This is a genomic window from Devosia sp. 1635, from assembly GCF_013185955.1.
In the GTDB taxonomy this organism is placed as follows: Bacteria; Pseudomonadota; Alphaproteobacteria; order Rhizobiales; family Devosiaceae; genus Devosia.
Window position 1 is genome coordinate 310,824 of the sequence record NZ_JABAOM010000005.1, and the last position, 17,206, is coordinate 328,029.

The window sequence follows — 17,206 nt, forward strand, 5'->3', positions numbered from 1 at the left end:
TCGTAGATGAGCTTTCTCCCCCAGGAAATCATCCTCGGCAAGCGCGACGGCCGGGCTCTGCCGCCCGCTGACATTGCCCGTTTCATTGCCGGCCTTGGCGATGGTTCGGTCAGCCATGCCCAGGCGGCGGCGTTGGCCATGGCGGTGTATTTCCGCGGCATGGACATGCCCGAGCGGGTAGCACTGACCCTGGCCATGCGCGACAGCGGCACCGTGCTCGATTGGTCCGATCTCGATGGGCCGGTAGCCGACAAGCATTCCACCGGCGGAGTGGGGGACAATGTGTCCCTGATGCTGGCGCCCATCCTGGCGGCCATGGGCATGTTCGTGCCGATGATTTCGGGGCGCGGGCTCGGCCATGCCGGGGGCACGCTCGACAAGTTCGATGCCATTCCCGGCTATTCCACCAGCCCCGACAATGCGCTTTTCCGCCGGGTGGTGCGCGAGGTGGGCTGCGCCGTGATCGGGCAGACCGCCGATCTCGCCCCTGCCGACAAGACGCTGTACGCCATTCGCGATGTCACCGGCACGGTGGAGTCGGTCCCCCTCATCACCGCCTCCATCCTTTCGAAAAAGCTGGCGGCCGGTTTGGGGGCCCTGATCCTTGACGTCAAGACCGGCTCGGGCGCCTTCATGCCGACGCTCGAACAATCGCGCGAACTGGCGCAAAGCCTCGTCGATGTCGCCAATGGGGCAGGGCTGCGCACATCAGCGCTGATCACCGACATGAACCAGCCCCTCGCCAGCGCGGCCGGCAATGGGCTCGAAATGCGCAATGCTGTCGATTTCCTCACCGGCAAGCACCAGGATGCTCGCCTGCGTGAGGTGACGCTCGCCCTTGCCGCCGCCCTTGCGGAACTGAGCGGCGTGGTGCCCGACCAGGCAGCGGGGCTCGAACTGGCCGAGGGAGCCCTCACCAGCGGGCGCGCCACCGAACGCTTCAGCCGCATGGTGGCGGCGCTGGGCGGACCGACGGACTTCGTCGAGCAAATGGACCGCCATCTCGCTCCGGCACCGCTGGTGCGCGACGTGTTTGCGCCGGAAGAGGGTGTTGTGGCCAGCATCGATACCCGAGGCGTCGGCATGGCCGTGGTGGCATTAGGCGGCGGGCGTACATCGCCGGGGGAAACGATCGATCATCGCGTCGGCTTTGACCACCTGCTGCCGCTTGGCGCCAGGGTGGATAACCGCACCCCCATCGCCCGCCTGCATGCCCGCGACGCCGCCAGTGCTGATGAGGCCGAACGCCGCCTTGTTGCTGCCTACCGCCTGGGCGAAACTGCGCCCGATCAGCCGCTGATCGCCGCCGTGCTGCCGCCGCCCGCTACCCCAAGGACCTGACGCCCATGCCCCGCGCCATTCTCTGCATTCTCGACAGCGTCGGCATCGGCGGCGCGCCCGATGCGGCGGCCTATGACGACGAGGGCGCCAATACGCTGGGCCATATCGCCGAATATGCCGCCGCTGGCAAAGCCGACCGCCCGGCCCTTCGCAGCGGCCCGCTGCGCCTGCCCAATCTCGACGCCATGGGCCTCGGCGCCGCCGTCCGGCTCTCCACCGGCACTGTGCCGCCCGGGTTGTCCGCGACACCGCGCGGCGGTCGTTTCGGCGTGGGCCGGGAAGTCTCCAAGGGCAAGGACACGCCATCCGGGCATTGGGAAATCGCCGGGGTGCCCGTGCCCTTCGACTGGGGCTATTTTCCCGCGACCGAGCCCTGCTTTCCGCCCGAGCTGACGGCTGCCCTTATCGAGCAGGCAGGCCTGCCCGGTATTTTGGGTAACAAGCACGCCTCGGGCACCGAGATCATTGCCGAACTGGGCGAAGAGTCGATCCGTACCGGCATGCCCATCTGCTACACCTCGGTGGATTCGGTGTTCCAGATCGCCGCGCACGAAACCCATTTCGGCCTCGATCGGCTCTACCAACTGTGCCAGACCGCCTTTGCGCTGACCGCGCCGCTCCAGATCGGCCGGGTGATCGCCCGCCCCTTTGTCGGGGAGGATCGCGGCAGCTTCAAGCGCACCGGCAACCGGCGCGACTTCGCCATCGCCCCGCCCGAACCGACCCTGCTCGACCGCAATGCCGAGGCCGGCAACGCGGTTTACGCCATCGGCAAGATTTCCGACATCTATGCCGGCCATGGGGTCACCCACAAGCTTAAGGGGACCGGGCTGCCCCAATTGTTCAACCGCACGCTCGAGGCAATGGAAATGGCGCCCGAGGGCGCGCTGGTCATCACCAATTTCGTTGACTTCGACAGCGAATACGGGCACCGCCGCGATGTCGCGGGCTATGCCGCAGCGCTCGAATATTTCGATGCGCGCCTGCCCGAGCTGATCGCGGCCCTGCGCCACGATGACCTCCTCGTCCTCACCGCCGATCACGGCAATGACCCGACCTGGCCGGGCACCGACCACACGCGCGAGCAAATCCCCATTCTGGTGTTTTCCCCAGCGCTCTCGCCAGGCGAGATTGGCATCCGACCCAGCTTCGCCGATATTGGCGAAAGCCTTGCCCAGTGGCTTTCCCTGCCGCCGGGGCGACACGGCAGCAGCTTTCTTTCCCCCAATTTCAGGTGATCCCATGACCGATGTCCTGCCCAGCAACGTCACCGTGGTTGATCACCCGCTGATCCAGCACAAGCTCACGATCATGCGCGACAAGGAAACCTCGACGGCCAGTTTCCGGCGGCTGCTGCGGGAGATTTCGCTGCTGCTTTGCTATGAGGTCACGCGCGATCTCGAGCTTGAAATGGTCTCGATCGAAACCCCGATGCAAAGGATCGATGCGCCCACCATCAAGGGCAAGAAGCTGGTTTTCGCCTCGATCCTTCGCGCCGGCAATGGCCTGCTCGAAGGCATGCTCGACCTGGTCCCAGCTGCTCGCGTCGCCCATATCGGGCTTTATCGCAACCATGAAACGCTAGAGCCCGTCGAATACTATTTTAAGGCGCCCTCGAACCTGGCCGATCGCCTGGTGATCGTGGTTGATCCCATGCTGGCCACCGCCAATTCGGCGACGGCCGCCATCGACAAGCTCAAGGAGCGCGGCGCCAACAATATCCGCTTTTTGTGCCTGCTCGCGGCGCCCGAGGGCATCAAGCGGTTCACCGCGGCCCATCCCGATGTGCCGGTGTTCACCGCCTCAATCGACAGCCATCTCGACGACAAGGGCTATATCGTGCCCGGCCTTGGCGACGCCGGCGATCGCATGTACGGGACCAAATAAATGGCCAAGCTCGTTCACACCATGATCCGCGTTCTCGACGAGGAGCGCTCGGTAGAGTTTTACCGCCGTGCCTTTGGGCTCGACATCGCCGAGCGGATCGATTTTCCCGATTTCACCCTGGTTTACCTGCGCGGCGATGATGTTGCCTTCGAGCTGGAACTGACCATCAACAAAGGGCGCACCGAGCCGTATCAGCTGGGCGATGGCTATGGTCATCTCGCCGTCGTGGTGGACGATCTCGATGCCGAGCACCAGCGCTTCCAGGCGGAGAGCATTACGGTCGGCAAGCTCGTCGATTTCAAGAACGGCGACACGCTCGTGGCGCGTTTCTTTTTTGCCACCGACCCTGATGGCTACAAGATCGAGGTGATCGAGCGGGGCCGCCGCTTCGGCTAGCCCCGCTTCGGGTCTGCCGCTCAGCGCTCGCGCAGCGGCAGGCCAAGCTGAATGAGTTCGCGGCGCGTGTCTTCGGCCGACTGGAAATGAATGGCCTGCATGCCGAACTTGCGCGCCGCCACCACATTGGGCTCGCTGTCATCGATAAAGACGCAGCTTTCCGGCGCCATTCCATAGCGTTCGCAGAACACGCGGTAAATGCGTGGATCGGGTTTTACGAGGCCTTCGAGCCCCGAAACAATCACCCCGTCGAACTTTTCGAGGAACGGCCATTCCCCCAGCCGCGTCATCCACTTTTCCCAGGAAAAGTTGGTGATGGCGAAGGTCGGGATCTCCTGCTCGATCAACTCGTCATGGATGTCGATCGTGCCCTGGATCATCGGCCCAAAGGTTTCGGTCCAGCGGTGATCGAACGCCTGGATCTCGCGCCAATAGCGGGGGAACCGGCTCACGAGCTTGGCGACGCCTTCGGAGTAAAGCGTGCCGGCATCGAATTCCAAGTTCCAGTCGGGCGTGCAGATATTCTGGTGAAACCACAATGCATCTTCCTCGCTCTCAAAGAGCTTGCGGAACAGATACATGGGGTTCCAGTCCACAAAGACCCCGCCAATGTCGAACACGGGGATGAGGGTATCAGTCATGGCAATTTCCGGCTGTGGACAGATGCCGGCTTGTGGCACGACGGCGGGGGTCGTGCAAGCGAGCTAGCAGCCCTGACACTGGATGCGATCGCCCTGGAACCGGGGCATGAAAAAGCTCTGGCGGTAAAGGGGAATATCCTGCTGGAAGACTAGGTCGAACATGGGCACAAACGGGGCAGATGCCTCGGCAACGATGATATATTTGTTGCGCACGATGTCCTTTATGGCGTTTGGCAACTCGATGCTGGCGTTGACGGCGTGCGGGGTTCCTCCGTTAAAACCGAGGGACCAATCTACCCGCGTCGTTCCGTCCGCCCGGATCTGCACCGAGGTTACTACCTGCTTGAGGTTAGCTGCTGAATATGGGGCAAGTATCCTCGAAGCAGCCTGAAAATAGTCGTTGATCTGAGTGGTGCTGATCACGTCATCTGAGCGGGCCACGAGGTCGCCAACGGCGCCGGCGGTCGACTGTACCTTGCGATCCATGGTGATGAGCGTACTGGCTTCGATCGAGCCAGCATATAGGACCAGCATGATTGGCAGGATGAGGGCAAATTCCACCACCGCAGCTCCGCGATTGTCCTGACGCCAGCGGATGATCAGTTGCGAGAGATTTTGCCAGGCCTTCATCAGAACGGCTCGTTCTTGAACACTGTCGTGCTACCCAGCAAGCGCTGGCTCTGCGGCAGGTTGGCGAGGCCCAGCCCACCAATGTCCACTAAGATTGGGTATTTGTAATAGACTTGCACCATCACCACATCGGATCGGTTGCCGCCATCGTAGCCGGAGGGGACAGTCCATTCGCAGTCGGTGGTACAGTTGGGGTCAACCGGGGACGTCGTTGTCGCCGATGTGAAATTTGTTACCGTTGACACGCGGATATGCAGCCCGGCGCAATCGGGGAACAGCCCGTACAGCCGGCTGCACACCTCGGTACGAAACCGCGCCGTGTCAAAACCGGCAGTCTTGGCTTGACCGGTGCGGATCAAACGGGACGCATCCTGCACCGCGCTTTCCAGCACCTGGGTGGACAGGAACACCAGCGAGGTCTGCAGAATGGCCGCGATGATTGCAAAAAAGGGTAGGGCCAGGAGGGCGAACTCCACCGCGACGGCGCCCCGGCTGTCGCCGGCAAAGCGACGGCCTGCGCGCAGGCGCCTGGCTCGTGCAATGGGCGCAAGAAGGGTTGGGATCATCGCGGTGCTCGCTTTAGCAACGAGACAATAAGCCTGTACCCCTAAGCCATGGTTAGGATCGAGGGTTCGGCAACGAAGCTTCGCCCGGATGGTTAAGCGGGGCTAAACTGGCTTAGTTGCCGGTACCGGTGCCGACCAGCTGCGAGGACGCCAGCGTATTGGCGGTATACTCATTCTGGTCGCCCAGCATTATGGTGGGCTGGCAGATCGGCGCGCAGGCAAGGCTCGTGCGCTGCAGGCCCTGATACACCGTCACCACGCCCGAGCTCATCTGCACCACATCGATCAGTGTGTCCGCGATCGGGTTGCCGACATTATCGAGGATGATCAGGTTGGTCTGGCCATAGCTCTTGCCGGTCAACACCAGCGTCTTGGAATCCTGAATGGTCACATCGGCAATGCCGGGATTACCCACGATCACCGTGGCCGCCGGCGCACTGATGCGCAGCACCCGGGCCATGTTGACGCTGACGCTGATCGGCCCCGTTTCCGCCGCCTGGAGAGCGGGCAGGGGGGCAAGGGCGAACAAGGCAGCCAGGCAGGCGGCGACACGGGAGCGCATGGGCAGGTCCGGACTCGGGTACAATGCCGCTAGAGTTACCGAGATTGGTAAATAAAGGGAGAACGAACCTGTTCTTGCGCCACTCGAGGCCCTGCGTTCTTGCACCTGACCCAACTTACTGCCGGCGGACCTGGGCAATAAAGCAAAATTCAAGCTCTACTTGCGACTTGCATTGCTTGCTTCAAATGCAAGTCTTTCCGTTAGGGTCTTGATCATCATAAGCAAACCCGCGACTTGGGTTCTCTTTCGTTTAACTCAATTTCAACAGCTGCCGAATAGTTTAGGGCCATGTTCGATGCGTGGCCTGTCACTCGATGGCGTCACCCCGATGACGAGAGCAAGGAGCTTGGGAATGAACATTTTCGCACGTTTCGCACAGGACGAGTCCGGCGCGACGGCTATTGAATACGGCCTGATCGCCGCACTGATCGCCGTGGCAATCATTGCTGCAGCTACCACGCTGGGTACCGATTTGGCCGCGTTATTTGGCAGAATCTCCGGACGCCTGACGACTGCTGCTCCAGCGGCGTAATTCCTGCTGCGAAATTGCCAGAGGGGAGGGAGCAAGTTGCCCCTCCCCTTCATCGTGGCTAGGCCTGGTTCTGCAGGCTATTCGCCTCGGCACCCGAGTGCCTTGCCGCTTTCCGTTAGCATTCCTTGTTGCAACAGTGTGTGCGCATGTCCGCTGGCCCGTGCTCGTCTAACCGCGCTCAGAGGAGTTAGTATGATCTGCGATGCTCGGTGTCGGCGGGCCTAGCCCGATTACTGGAGACAGGTTCCTTGTCCACGCTTGCCCTGCTGTTTTTCCCCTTTGCCATGGCATTTGCGGCTTCGTCCGACCTGTTGACCATGCGCATTTCTAACAAGCTGGTGCTCCTGCTGGTCGCGGGTTTTGCGCCGACGGCGTTCGCCATTGGCCTACCTCTTGAACTCGTGGCGATGCATATCGCCTGCGCCCTCGCCGTATTGGTGGTCGGCTTTGCCTTCTTTGCAATGCGCTGGATCGGTGGCGGAGACGCCAAGCTGGCGGCAGCGACCACGCTGTGGCTCGGCGTGGGGCTGACTCTGCCTTACCTGGTCTATGCCGCCCTGCTCGGGGGCGCCCTGACCCTTGCGATTCTGTCCCTGCGCCGACTGCCGCTCACGCCATTTCTGGCCCGTTTCGAGTGGCTCGAGCGGCTGCATGACAGCAAGTCAGGGGTGCCCTATGGCGTCGCATTGGCCATGGCGGGTCTCTTGGTTTATTCCAATTCCGCTATATTCGAGCGCCTCGCATCCTGAGTCTTCAGTTGAGCACGTCGCTCAACACTGCTCGTCTTTGCATTATGCAAGTCTTAGCAGCCCGTTAACTCCGATTGCCAAGCTTCCTTTAACCAAACTTTGACCCTTTGGCCTCATTGTTTGGTGGATCAAGGGACCAACCGTGTCCCTCCACCAAGCGGAGTAGGCAATGAGGCCGGCGCGTCTGATTCTGTTGCTGGTAGCGTTGATCGCCGGTGGTCTTGCAGCATTCCTGGTCATGCGGGGCGGCGAACAGCCCGGCCCCCAGGTGGTTACCCAGGCAGCGCCGGCTGAAACCAAAACGCAAATCCTGGTGGCGGCCGCTCCCATCGGTGTCGGCGAGCGCTTGTCCAGCGCGGCCGTGCAATGGCAGGACTGGCCCGAAAGCGCCATCCGGCCCGAATACGTCACCATTTCCGCCATGCCGCAGGCGCCCGAAGAGCTGACTGGCGCCGTCGCGCGGTTCGAGTTCTTCCCGGGTGAACCCATCCGCCAGGAAAAGTTGGTCACCACGGGGCAGGGCTATCTCTCGGCCGTTCTGGCATCCGGCAAGCGCGGCGTGTCGGTGCCGGTCGCACCCGCCACTGCCGCGGGGGGCTTCATTGTGCCCAATGACCATGTCGATGTGCTCCTGACCCGCTCCACCGAAATGGGGCAGGTCTCCGAAGTGGTGCTGCCCAATGTGCGCGTTCTCGCCATCGGCACGCGCCTTGGCGAAGTGGGCGTTACCGGCGCCGGCACCCAAAGCGATCCGGCCCAATCCGGCTCGGGATCGGGCACCCAGGGCCAGGCCTTCGAGAACGCCACCATCGCCACGCTGGAGCTTGATCCTTCCCAGGCCGAAACCCTCGTCAATTCCACCGGTCAGGGCGAGTTGTCGCTGACCTTGCGCTCGATGGCCGATTTCAACGAAGCCGCGACTTCGGTGGGCAGCAGCCAGACCGTTCGCCTGATCCGCTTCGGCCGCGAGCAAAGTGTTATGTCGGGCAACACTCAGGCGCAGCCCAGCGTCGCTGTTCCGGAATCCACTCAGCCCAATGCGGCTCTGCCGGCTGTTGTGCCGGCCGCCGTCAGCCAACCAGAGCCCGCAGCCTCCGCGCCCCCCGCGGTCGTGCTCCAGTAAGCGGTGAAAACCATGATCAGCCCCGCCGCCCGTTTTTCCCGCTCTGCCCTTCGCCGTTGCCTCTTGCCTACGCTTTGCGCGGCGCTGCTGATCCCCTCGGCCGCAACCGCTCCGGTGCAGGCCCAGGACGCTCAACTCAGCATCTCTGCAGCGGCTTATGGCGCGGTTCGCTCCACCACCGTGGCTCTCAACAAATCGCTGATCGTCGACCTGCCGGCCGGAGTCGCCGAAGTGATCGTCTCCCAGCCCACCGTGGCCGCGGCGATCATGCGCACCCGCACCCGCGCCATCGTCCAGGGCATCGGTGGTGGCGATACCAACATCTTCTTTCTCGATGACCAAGGCCGCACCATTAGCGTGCTCGACATCAAGGTGCTCGAAGAGCCCTCCCAGGTCGGCAACGCCCTGGAAGGCGCCCTGGCCCGCGTCATCCCAGGTTCCAATATCCAGGTTGAGTCCGTTACCCTCGGCCAACTCGGCGAAGAGGTCAATCGCGTCGTGCTGACCGGCACGGTGCAATCCGCCGAGGACCGAGATCGTGCCTTGGAAGTGGCAATTCAGTTCGCTGGTGATCCCAAGAACGTCGCCAACATCATCGATGTGGCGGGCGCCCAGCAGGTCATGCTGCAGGTCACCGTCTCCGAGATCAACCGCAACACCGCCAAGGAATTGGGGATCAATCTGGCCGGAACGGCGGTGATTGGCGGGGTCAATCTTGGCTTCAACAACACCACTGCTGGCACCAACTTCACCACCAATGGGGCGACGGGCAACTTCCCCATCGCCAATGTGAATATCGATGCCGAAATCCGTGCCCTTGAAACCCGCGGTGCCTTGCGGATTCTGGCTCAGCCAACCTTGACCGCCATATCGGGCCAAACTGCCAATTTCCTCGCCGGTGGCGAACTGCCCTATTACGATCTCGACGATGACGGCCGCCGCATCACCAACTACAAGCCTTATGGTGTCGAGCTTGATTTCACCCCGATCGTTAAGTCTAACGGTCAGATTGGCCTCAAGGTCGAAACCAGCGTGTCCGAGCCGCAGACCGACGGCTCGCTGAGCAAGCGCGGCGCCTCCACCTCCATTGAGCTGCCTGCCGGAACCACCCTCGCGATCGGCGGGCTACTGCAGGAGCGGGTCAGCCAAGGCATCAACCAGATGCCCGGTTTGGGAAATATCCCGATCCTCGGTGCGCTCTTCCGCTCGCGTCAGTACCAAAGCCAGGAAACCGAACTCGTGATCCTGGTCACGCCATACCTGGTGCAGCCCACCCACGGCACCATTGCCGTGCCCACCGATTTCAGCGAACCGGCCAGCGATGCCGAGGCGGTTTTCCTGGGCAAGATGGAAAAAATGTATGGCGTCGGCGGTCGCGCCGAAATGCGGGGCGGCTTCAGCGGCTCGGTCGGCTTCATGCTCGATTGATGCGGCAGCAGGCGCCAAAGGAGAATAGTGTTATGAGTTTTCTGACCCCCGAGCCCCGCAAGATCGAAGAAGGTGCGGCCGAGATCGCCTCGGGCGCTCGCCTCATTCCGCGCATCACCATCCAGGCCTTTTGCGAAAACAGCCAGACCGCCCAATTGGTGGAAAGCGCCATTCACGACCGGCGCATGTCCAAGGTGGCCCTTACCACTCACAATGGTGGGCTCGATGGGGCAGTGGAAACCTATAAATCCAACCCTACGCCCAATCTGGTCATCATCGAAACCACCCTCCAGCCCGCCGAGATTTCGCGCGAACTGGAGCGTCTGGCCGAAGTATGCGATGCCTCCACCCGGCTAGTCGTTCTGGGCCATGTCAATGACGTGATGCTTTATCGCGAGCTGATCCGCTCCGGCGTATCGGAATATATCGTCCTGCCCGCCACCTCCCAGACCATTGTCGGCGCCATCACCGAACTCTTTGCCTCCGATGGCGCCGCCCCGATCGGGCGCACTGTGGGCTTTGTGTCGGCCAAGGGTGGCGCCGGCGGATCTACCATCGCCCATAACGTCGCCTGGATGGTGTCCCAGACGCTGCGCCAGGATTCCTTGATCGTTGACATGGACCTGGCCTTTGGCACCGCCGGGCTCAACTTCAACCAGGATCCGCCCCATGGGCTCGCCGATGCGCTGCTGGCCAACCAGAAGGTCGACCAGACCATGCTGGATCGCCTGATGAGCAAGGCGGCCAACCACATCAACCTGCTGACCGCACCGGTCACCCTCGACCAGACCTATGATTTCGAAGAACGCGAGTTCGAAGGCATCATCGAGATGTGCCAGTCGTCCATGCCGGTGGTGGTGCTCGATATTCCCCATAGCTGGAGCGCCTGGGTGCGCCACACGCTCGCAACCATCGACGAGGTGGTGATCGTCGCCGAGCCCGATCTCGCCAACCTGCGCAACGCCAAGAACCTGTCCGACACCATCAAGGCGCTGCGCCCCACCGAAAGTGCCCCGAGCCTTGTGCTCAACAAGGTCGGCCTGCCGCGCCGGCCCGAGATCAGCGCCAGTGAATTCGCCGATTCCATCGAATGCCAGCTACTGGGCCAGGTGCCGTTTGATGCGGCTCTCTTCGGCACGGCAGCCAATAATGGGCAGATGATCGCCGAGGTCTCGGCCAACAACAAGATCAACGAAGTGTTCCGCGCCGTCGGCCTGCACGTCACTGGCCGGCAGGCACCGGGCGGGGCGGGCAAGTCCTCCGGCCTCAAAATGCCTTCATTCCTGAAAAAGCGAGCCTGAGGCGCTTTGGCAAGCGCTGGCTAGAACGGTACAACGAGCATGTTTGGTAAGCGTACATCCTTTGGCGGCAATACTCCCGGCGTCAATGTAGCCCCGCCGGCCCGGCCGCCCGAGCGTGCGCCCGTCCGTTCCGATCCGGTGCGCCGGGCCAGCGACGAGGCTGCCGCAATGCGCCTTCGCGGCGAGGAGGTGGTTGATGTGCGCACCCCGGTCGATGCGCAGCGCGACAAGGAATATTTCGCCACCAAGTCGGCCATCTTCAACGCCCTGATCGATTCCATCGACCTGTCGCAACTGGCCACCATGGACCAGGACGCGGCGCGAGAGGAAATTCGCGACATCGTCGCCGAGATCATCGCGCTGAAATCCATCATCATGTCGATCTCCGAGCAGGAAGACCTGCTCGAGGATATCTGCAACGACGTGTTGGGCTATGGCCCGCTCGAGCCCTTGCTGGCGCGCGACGACATCGCCGACATCATGGTGAACGGCTCCCAGAAATGCTATATCGAAGTGGGCGGCCGGGTGCGGCTCACCAATGTGCGCTTTCGCGACGACGCCCATCTGATGAATGTGTGCCAGCGCATCGTGAGCCAGGTCGGCCGGCGCGTTGATGAAAGCTCCCCCATCTGCGACGCCCGCTTGCCCGATGGCTCGCGCGTCAACGTCATTGCGCCCCCGCTCGCCATCGACGGGGCTGCGCTCACCATCCGTAAGTTCAAAAAGGACAAGCTGACCCTTCAGCAGCTGGTCAAATATGGCTCGATCTCACCCGAAGGCGCCGAAGTGCTGCGCATCCTGGGCCGCGTGCGCGCCAATGTGCTGATCTCGGGCGGTACCGGCTCGGGCAAGACCACTCTCCTCAATTGCCTCACCGCTTTCATCGAAAAGGACGAGCGGGTCATCACCTGCGAGGACTCCGCCGAACTGCAGCTGCAGCAGCCCCATGTGGTGCGCCTTGAAACCCGCCCGCCCAATCTCGAGGGGGAAGGAGAGATCACCATGCGCGATCTCATCAAGAACTGCCTGCGTATGCGGCCCGAACGCATCATCGTGGGCGAAGTGCGTGGCCCCGAAAGCTTCGATCTGCTCCAGGCCATGAACACCGGCCATGACGGCTCCATGGGCACGCTGCACGCCAACAGCCCTCGTGAAGCGCTGTCGCGTCTTGAATCCATGATCACCATGGGCGGCTATTCGCTGCCCAGCCGCACCATCCGCGAAATGATCGTGTCGTCCATCGACGTGATCGTGCAGGCCGCGCGCCTGCGCGATGGTTCGCGCCGCATCACCCATATTTCCGAAGTGCTGGGGATGGAAGGCGATGTGATCGTGACCCAGGACATCTTCCTTTACGACATCATGGGCGAAGATCAGAACGGCATGCTGCTGGGGCGCCACCGCTCCACCGGCATCACCAAGCCCCAGTTCAGCGAGCGCGCCCGCTATTTCAACGAAGAAGCCAATCTGATCGAGGCGCTGGAAAACGCCAATGTCGAGCAGAACGAGCTGTTGGGGGCATAGCCGGTGAACGCGCTCCTGCTTGCTCTTCTGGCTATGGTGGCGGTCGGCGCCGCAGGCTTTGCCTTGGTGCCTTCGGCACTGGGGAGTAGCCGCAGGGCCGCCAAGCGCCGCGCCGCATTCAAGGTCGACCGGGGTACGCGCCTTGCGACCGACAGCGCCCGCGTGCGGGACCAGCGCCGCAAAAGCGTGCAGGACGCGCTCAAGAGCCAGACCGATGCCCTCAACGCCAAAAAGCGCGTGCACCTGCCGCAGCTGCTGTTCCAGGCCGGCATGACCATCAAGCCAGCGACCTTTATCCGCAACAGCATCATCGCCGGCGTGATCATCTTCCTGCTGCTGGTTCTGGTGCAGGTGCCGTTTTATTTCGCCGCGATCTTTGCCGTGGCGGGCGCTTATCTCGGCCCGCGCATGTATGTCAGCCGCAAGCGCCGCAAATACCAGGACAAGTTCCTCGATGAACTGCCCAACGCGGTGGAAGCCATTGTGCGCGGCGTCAAGACCGGCCTGCCGCTCAACGATTCCATCCGCGTGGTTGCCAAGGACGCCAAGGAGCCGGTGAAGTCCGAATTCCAGCGCGTGCTCGACCAGCAAAGCTTTGGCATGTCGATGACCGACGCGGTGCAGGTGCTGCTCGAGCGCGTACCCCTGGCCGAGGTCAACTTCTTTGTGGTGGTGATCAGCGTCCAGCAACAGGCGGGCGGCAATCTGAGCGAAGCGCTGGGGAACCTCGCCCGCGTTTTGCGCAACCGCAAGAAGATGAAGCAAAAGGTCAAGGCGATGTCGTCCGAAGCCAAGGCTTCGGCGGGGATCATCGGCTCGCTCCCCTTCGTCGTGGCCACGCTGGTCAGCGTCGTGTCGCCCGCTTATCTGGCGCCGCTTTTCACCACGCCGCTCGGCAATATGTGGCTGGGCGTCGCCTTTGTGATGCTCTCATTCGGCGTCTTCGTGATGAACCGGATGATCCAGTTCGATTTCTAAACTCCTGGGCAAGGACGTGCTGTTGTGAACATTGTCGAGCTTTTGACCCAGCGCGAATTCCTGATTGCCGTGCTGGCCGCGGTTTCCGCGGCTGCGGTGGTGTTCACCTTTGGCTCGAGCCTGATCGTCAAGACGGAGATGAAGACCCGCATCAAGCGCGTGGCGCTGGAACGCGACAAGATGCGCGCCGAGGAGATGGCGCGGCTGCGCGGCAGCGCGCTGGGAAGCGATGGCCGCTCCTCCATTCGCCGCAATGCCGAAACCAAAACCTATATGAAAAAGGTGGTGGAGCGGTTCGACCTCAAAAAAGCGTTCCAGGACGATGCCACCGTCGACAAGCTCGCCATGGGCGGTTATCGCGGGCAGGGGCACCTGACCACCCATTTGTTCATGCGCTTTGCCACGCCGATCGGCATTTTCGTGCTGGTGGGTTTTTACTTCTTTGTCATGGCCCCCTCGCCCGAACGGCCGGTTTATCTCAGCCTGCTTTACAGCATCGGCGCGGGGCTGGCGGGCTCCTACCTGCCCAAGCTGCTGCTGCAGAACGCCATCTCCAAGCGCCAGGCCTCCATCCGCAAGGCCTGGCCCGATTGCCTCGATCTGCTGCTGCTGTGCGTGGAAGCGGGCATGTCGATGGAACATGCCTTCAAGCGCGTGGCCAAGGAAATCGGCCAGCAAAGCGTCGAGCTTGCTGAAGAGCTGACCCTCACCACCGCTGAATTGTCGTTTCTCGAAGATCGCGGCCGCGCCTATGAAAATCTGGGGCGCCGCACCGGGCTCGACAATGTGCGTTCGGTGATGACCGCGCTGATCCAAGCTGATCGCTACGGCACCTCCGTTGGCCAGGCCCTGCGCGTCATGGCCGAGGAAGGCCGCGAATCGCGCATGTCGGAAGCCGAGAAAAAGGCGGCATCGCTGCCCCCCAAGCTCACCGTGCCGCTGATCCTGTTTTTCCTGCCCGTGCTGTTCGTCGTCATCCTGGCCCCCGCCATGATCAAGGTTTTTGCCACCCCGATGAACACGGGGATGTAAGCGCAAGCACGGCTTATCGCTCCAGCGCGAGCGCAGCTCGTCGCTCCAGCGCGAGCGCAGCTCGTCGCTCCAGCGCGAGCGCAGCCCGTCGCTCCCGCTCGATCGCAGCTTGTAGCGCCCCGCAAGCGCCAGCTCGGCTCAAGCCTCAGCCCCGCCCGACCCGTTCCCAGCGATTCTGCTGGGTCAGCAGCGAGCGCACATAGGTCATGTTGCTTTCCACCTGCTCGGGCGGCAATTCGGCGGCATAAAGCGCACGCGCTTCGTCGAACCGGCCCTGCAGGCCCACAACCAGCGCCAGGTTCTGCCGCACGCGGGTATTGGCACCGCGCATGGTCACGGCGCGGCGCAGGTGCTGCTCGGCCCGGGGCAGTTCATTGGTCATGGCATAGGACAGGCCCAGATTGGCCTCGATCGGGGCTTCCCCGGGGGCGAGGGCCAGGGCTTGCGTATAAAGCCGCCGCGCCTCCTCATTGCGTCCCAGCTGGTCCAGCGTTGCGCCCTTGACCAGCAGTGCATTCCAGTCCGGCGCATCGGGGCGGATGGCCTTGTCGATCACTGCCAGCGACTGGGTAAAGCGCCCATCGGCCGTCAGCGCCTTGGCATAGGCGATGGTGATTTCGGTATCGGTGGGGTGATGCGTCATCCCCGCTTCCAGCACGGCCACGGCCTGCCCGCTTTGGCCCGCATCGCGCAGCGCGGCGGCATATTGGATGATGAGGTTCTTGTCCTTGGGCTGGCGCTTGTAGCGCTCGGTCAGTTCGCCCAGGCCCTGCTGACTCTGCACTGCGGGCACTCCCGCTCCGTCCGGCCCCGTGAGCGAGCGGTTCGACGCACAACCGGCCAGCAGCAGTGTCGTCATCCCCGCCAACACGGCACAGCGCAGCAATGGGGGTAGGCAGGGCAGGGCAAGCACGGCAAACACCTCGAACCAGGAAAGCCTGCGCTTTAGTAGAACATTAACCCTAACGCGCCGTTAAGTCGGGCTTTGGCGATTGCCGGTGCACCGCGACGCGCGCTAAGAAACTGCACGATCTCAGGGACCAAGCCATGACCACCACCCAGCCCATTGCCATCATCTGCCTTGCACCCGGCGGGCTCGATGGGGCCGGCCTCAATCCCACCATGCTGGCCTGGGCGCAGGCCAATGCGTTTGATGGCGAGCACGGCCGCTTGCTGCCGGTCCCAGGCGAAAACGGCGCGCTTGGCGCTTATCTGTTCGGGCTTGGCGAGGCGGGCGATCGTTCCCCCATGGTGCTGGGCCTGGCGGGCGCCAAGCTTGCGCCCGGCGATTACCGCCTGGCCGGAGCCTTTGGCGATCCGACGCTCGCGGCAGTGGCGTTCCGCCTCGGCGCCTATCGCTTCGCCCGCTACAAAAAAGGCAAGCCCGCCCCGCAGCTGGCACTGCCCGAAGGCGCCGATCCCGCCGAAGTCGAGCGCCTCGTGGAAGCGGCGACCCTGGCGCGTGACTGGATCAATACCCCGGCCAATGATTTTGGCCCCGAAGAATTCGAGCGTCAGATCCGCACCTTTGCCCAAGAGCGGGGCATGAGTGTTGCCGCCACTGTCGGCGAGGATCTGCTCGCCGCCGGCTTTCCCCTGATCCATGCCGTGGGGCGCGCCGGGCACCAGCCGCCGCGGCTGCTCGACCTTTCCTGGGGCGATCCCAGCCATCCCAAGGTGACGCTGGTGGGCAAAGGCGTGACCTTTGATACTGGCGGGCTCGACATCAAGAACGCGGCCGGCATGCTGTTGATGAAAAAGGACATGGGCGGCGCCGCCAATATTTTGGGCCTCACCCATGCCATCGTGTCGGCCAAGCTCGGCCTGCGCCTGCGCGTCCTCATCCCCATTGTGGAAAACGCCATCGCCAGCGCCGCCTTCCGGCCGGGCGACGTGCTCCCATCGCGCAAGGGCCTGACTGTCGAGATCGGCAACACCGATGCCGAGGGCCGGCTGATCCTGGCCGATGCGCTGGCGCTGGCCGATGAGGAGAGCCCCGAACTGCTGCTCGACATGGCAACGCTCACTGGTGCTGCCCGCGTTGCGCTCGGCCCGGAACTGCCCGCGCTGTTTTCCACCGATGATGCGCTGGCGCGCGAGCTTATGACCGCCGGCCTCGCCCTGGACGATCCGCTCTGGCAAATGCCGCTGTGGTCGCCCTACGATGCCATGATGAACAGCAAGATCGCCGATGTGAACAATGCCGGGCAGGGCGGCTTTGCCGGCTCCATCACCGCCGCCTTGTTCATGCGCCGCTTTGTCGCCAATGCCGGCGCCTGGGTGCATCTCGACATCATGGCCTGGGCCCCCGAAGCGCGCGCCGGCCGCCCCTTCGGCGCCACCGACCACGGCATCCGCGCCGTCTACGGTGTACTCAAGGCGCGGTACCCCCGCGCAGCCTCGTAGAGGCTGTCGCGCCCGCGCAGTCCGCCGCAACCCGCAAGGTTGTCGGCCCGCCGCAACCCGCAAGCTAATCGCCCCAGCGCAACCCGCAGGGTTGTCGCGTTCAGCCCCGC

18 protein-coding genes are annotated in these 17,206 nt (G+C 63.0%); 13 read left to right on the forward strand and 5 right to left on the reverse strand.

The window, feature by feature from the left end:
• The first annotated feature begins 6 nt into the window (after nt 1–6).
• Genes deoA through HRU92_RS17705 form a run of 4 tightly spaced genes read left to right on the forward strand, consistent with a single transcriptional unit; the run spans nt 7 to nt 3,624 of the window.
• On the forward strand, nt 7–1,341 hold the full coding sequence (deoA, locus tag HRU92_RS17690; protein WP_173088806.1) for a thymidine phosphorylase: 1,335 nt from the start codon (nt 7–9) through the stop codon (nt 1,339–1,341).
• A gap of 5 nt (nt 1,342–1,346) precedes the next feature.
• Nucleotides 1,347–2,579: a phosphopentomutase gene (locus tag HRU92_RS17695; protein ID WP_172122399.1), complete on the forward strand. Its 1,233-nt coding sequence runs from the start codon at nt 1,347–1,349 to the stop codon at nt 2,577–2,579.
• A 4-nt stretch (nt 2,580–2,583) separates the two neighbouring features.
• Nucleotides 2,584–3,228, forward strand: coding sequence for a uracil phosphoribosyltransferase (gene upp / locus HRU92_RS17700; protein WP_127751972.1), 645 nt, complete (start codon nt 2,584–2,586; stop codon nt 3,226–3,228).
• Complete coding sequence (locus HRU92_RS17705; protein ID WP_172122400.1) at nt 3,229–3,624, forward strand: VOC family protein; 396 nt, start codon at nt 3,229–3,231, stop codon at nt 3,622–3,624.
• 20 nt (nt 3,625–3,644) lie between these two features.
• Here HRU92_RS17705 and HRU92_RS17710 read toward each other — a convergent pair whose 3' ends face one another.
• The 4 genes from HRU92_RS17710 to HRU92_RS17725 form a co-directional block, all read right to left on the reverse strand.
• Nucleotides 3,645–4,265 (reverse strand): HAD family phosphatase, encoded by a 621-nt coding sequence (locus HRU92_RS17710; RefSeq protein WP_127751974.1) that lies wholly within the window; start codon nt 4,263–4,265, stop codon nt 3,645–3,647.
• A 63-nt stretch (nt 4,266–4,328) separates the two neighbouring features.
• Nucleotides 4,329–4,895 carry a TadE/TadG family type IV pilus assembly protein gene (locus HRU92_RS17715; protein ID WP_172122401.1) on the reverse strand — a complete coding sequence of 189 codons (567 nt, stop codon included), beginning with the start codon at nt 4,893–4,895 and terminating at the stop codon, nt 4,329–4,331.
• The gene (locus tag HRU92_RS17720; RefSeq protein ID WP_172122402.1) at nt 4,895–5,461 is read right to left on the reverse strand and encodes a TadE/TadG family type IV pilus assembly protein; all 567 of its coding nucleotides are present in this window, start codon (nt 5,459–5,461) and stop codon (nt 4,895–4,897) included. The genes HRU92_RS17715 and HRU92_RS17720 overlap by 1 nt, the downstream gene beginning before the upstream one ends.
• A gap of 112 nt (nt 5,462–5,573) precedes the next feature.
• A complete protein-coding gene (locus HRU92_RS17725; RefSeq protein ID WP_127751977.1) occupies nt 5,574–6,023 on the reverse strand; it encodes a pilus assembly protein N-terminal domain-containing protein in 450 nt (149 codons plus the stop codon).
• A 352-nt stretch (nt 6,024–6,375) separates the two neighbouring features.
• On the opposite strand from HRU92_RS17725, the gene HRU92_RS17730 reads away from it, so the two are divergent.
• The 8 genes from HRU92_RS17730 to HRU92_RS17765 all read left to right on the forward strand — a co-directional run bounded on the left by HRU92_RS17730 (nt 6,376) and on the right by HRU92_RS17765 (nt 14,690).
• Nucleotides 6,376–6,555 carry a Flp family type IVb pilin gene (locus tag HRU92_RS17730; protein WP_127751978.1) on the forward strand — a complete coding sequence of 60 codons (180 nt, stop codon included), beginning with the start codon at nt 6,376–6,378 and terminating at the stop codon, nt 6,553–6,555.
• A 248-nt stretch (nt 6,556–6,803) separates the two neighbouring features.
• Nucleotides 6,804–7,304, forward strand: coding sequence for a prepilin peptidase (locus HRU92_RS17735; protein ID WP_248305223.1), 501 nt, complete (start codon nt 6,804–6,806; stop codon nt 7,302–7,304).
• Between the two features lie 169 nt (nt 7,305–7,473).
• Complete coding sequence (gene cpaB / locus HRU92_RS17740; protein ID WP_172122403.1) at nt 7,474–8,427, forward strand: Flp pilus assembly protein CpaB; 954 nt, start codon at nt 7,474–7,476, stop codon at nt 8,425–8,427.
• Nucleotides 8,428–8,439: 12 nt separating this feature from the next.
• Nucleotides 8,440–9,855, forward strand: coding sequence for a type II and III secretion system protein family protein (locus tag HRU92_RS17745; protein ID WP_172122404.1), 1,416 nt, complete (start codon nt 8,440–8,442; stop codon nt 9,853–9,855).
• A gap of 32 nt (nt 9,856–9,887) precedes the next feature.
• Nucleotides 9,888–11,156: an AAA family ATPase gene (locus HRU92_RS17750; RefSeq protein WP_173088808.1), complete on the forward strand. Its 1,269-nt coding sequence runs from the start codon at nt 9,888–9,890 to the stop codon at nt 11,154–11,156.
• A 39-nt stretch (nt 11,157–11,195) separates the two neighbouring features.
• The gene (locus HRU92_RS17755) at nt 11,196–12,680 is read left to right on the forward strand and encodes a CpaF family protein (protein WP_172122406.1); all 1,485 of its coding nucleotides are present in this window, start codon (nt 11,196–11,198) and stop codon (nt 12,678–12,680) included.
• Between the two features lie 3 nt (nt 12,681–12,683).
• Nucleotides 12,684–13,658 carry a type II secretion system F family protein gene (locus tag HRU92_RS20900; RefSeq protein ID WP_127751983.1) on the forward strand — a complete coding sequence of 325 codons (975 nt, stop codon included), beginning with the start codon at nt 12,684–12,686 and terminating at the stop codon, nt 13,656–13,658.
• 24 nt (nt 13,659–13,682) lie between these two features.
• A complete protein-coding gene (locus HRU92_RS17765; RefSeq protein WP_127751984.1) occupies nt 13,683–14,690 on the forward strand; it encodes a type II secretion system F family protein in 1,008 nt (335 codons plus the stop codon).
• A gap of 145 nt (nt 14,691–14,835) precedes the next feature.
• Here the strand turns inward: HRU92_RS17765 and HRU92_RS17770 are convergent, their stop codons facing one another.
• Nucleotides 14,836–15,474, reverse strand: coding sequence for a tetratricopeptide repeat protein (locus tag HRU92_RS17770; protein ID WP_172122407.1), 639 nt, complete (start codon nt 15,472–15,474; stop codon nt 14,836–14,838).
• 263 nt (nt 15,475–15,737) lie between these two features.
• Between HRU92_RS17770 and HRU92_RS17775 the strand changes: the two genes are divergently transcribed.
• Complete coding sequence (locus HRU92_RS17775) at nt 15,738–17,096, forward strand: leucyl aminopeptidase family protein (protein WP_172122408.1); 1,359 nt, start codon at nt 15,738–15,740, stop codon at nt 17,094–17,096.
• The last annotated feature ends 110 nt before the right edge of the window (nt 17,097–17,206 follow it).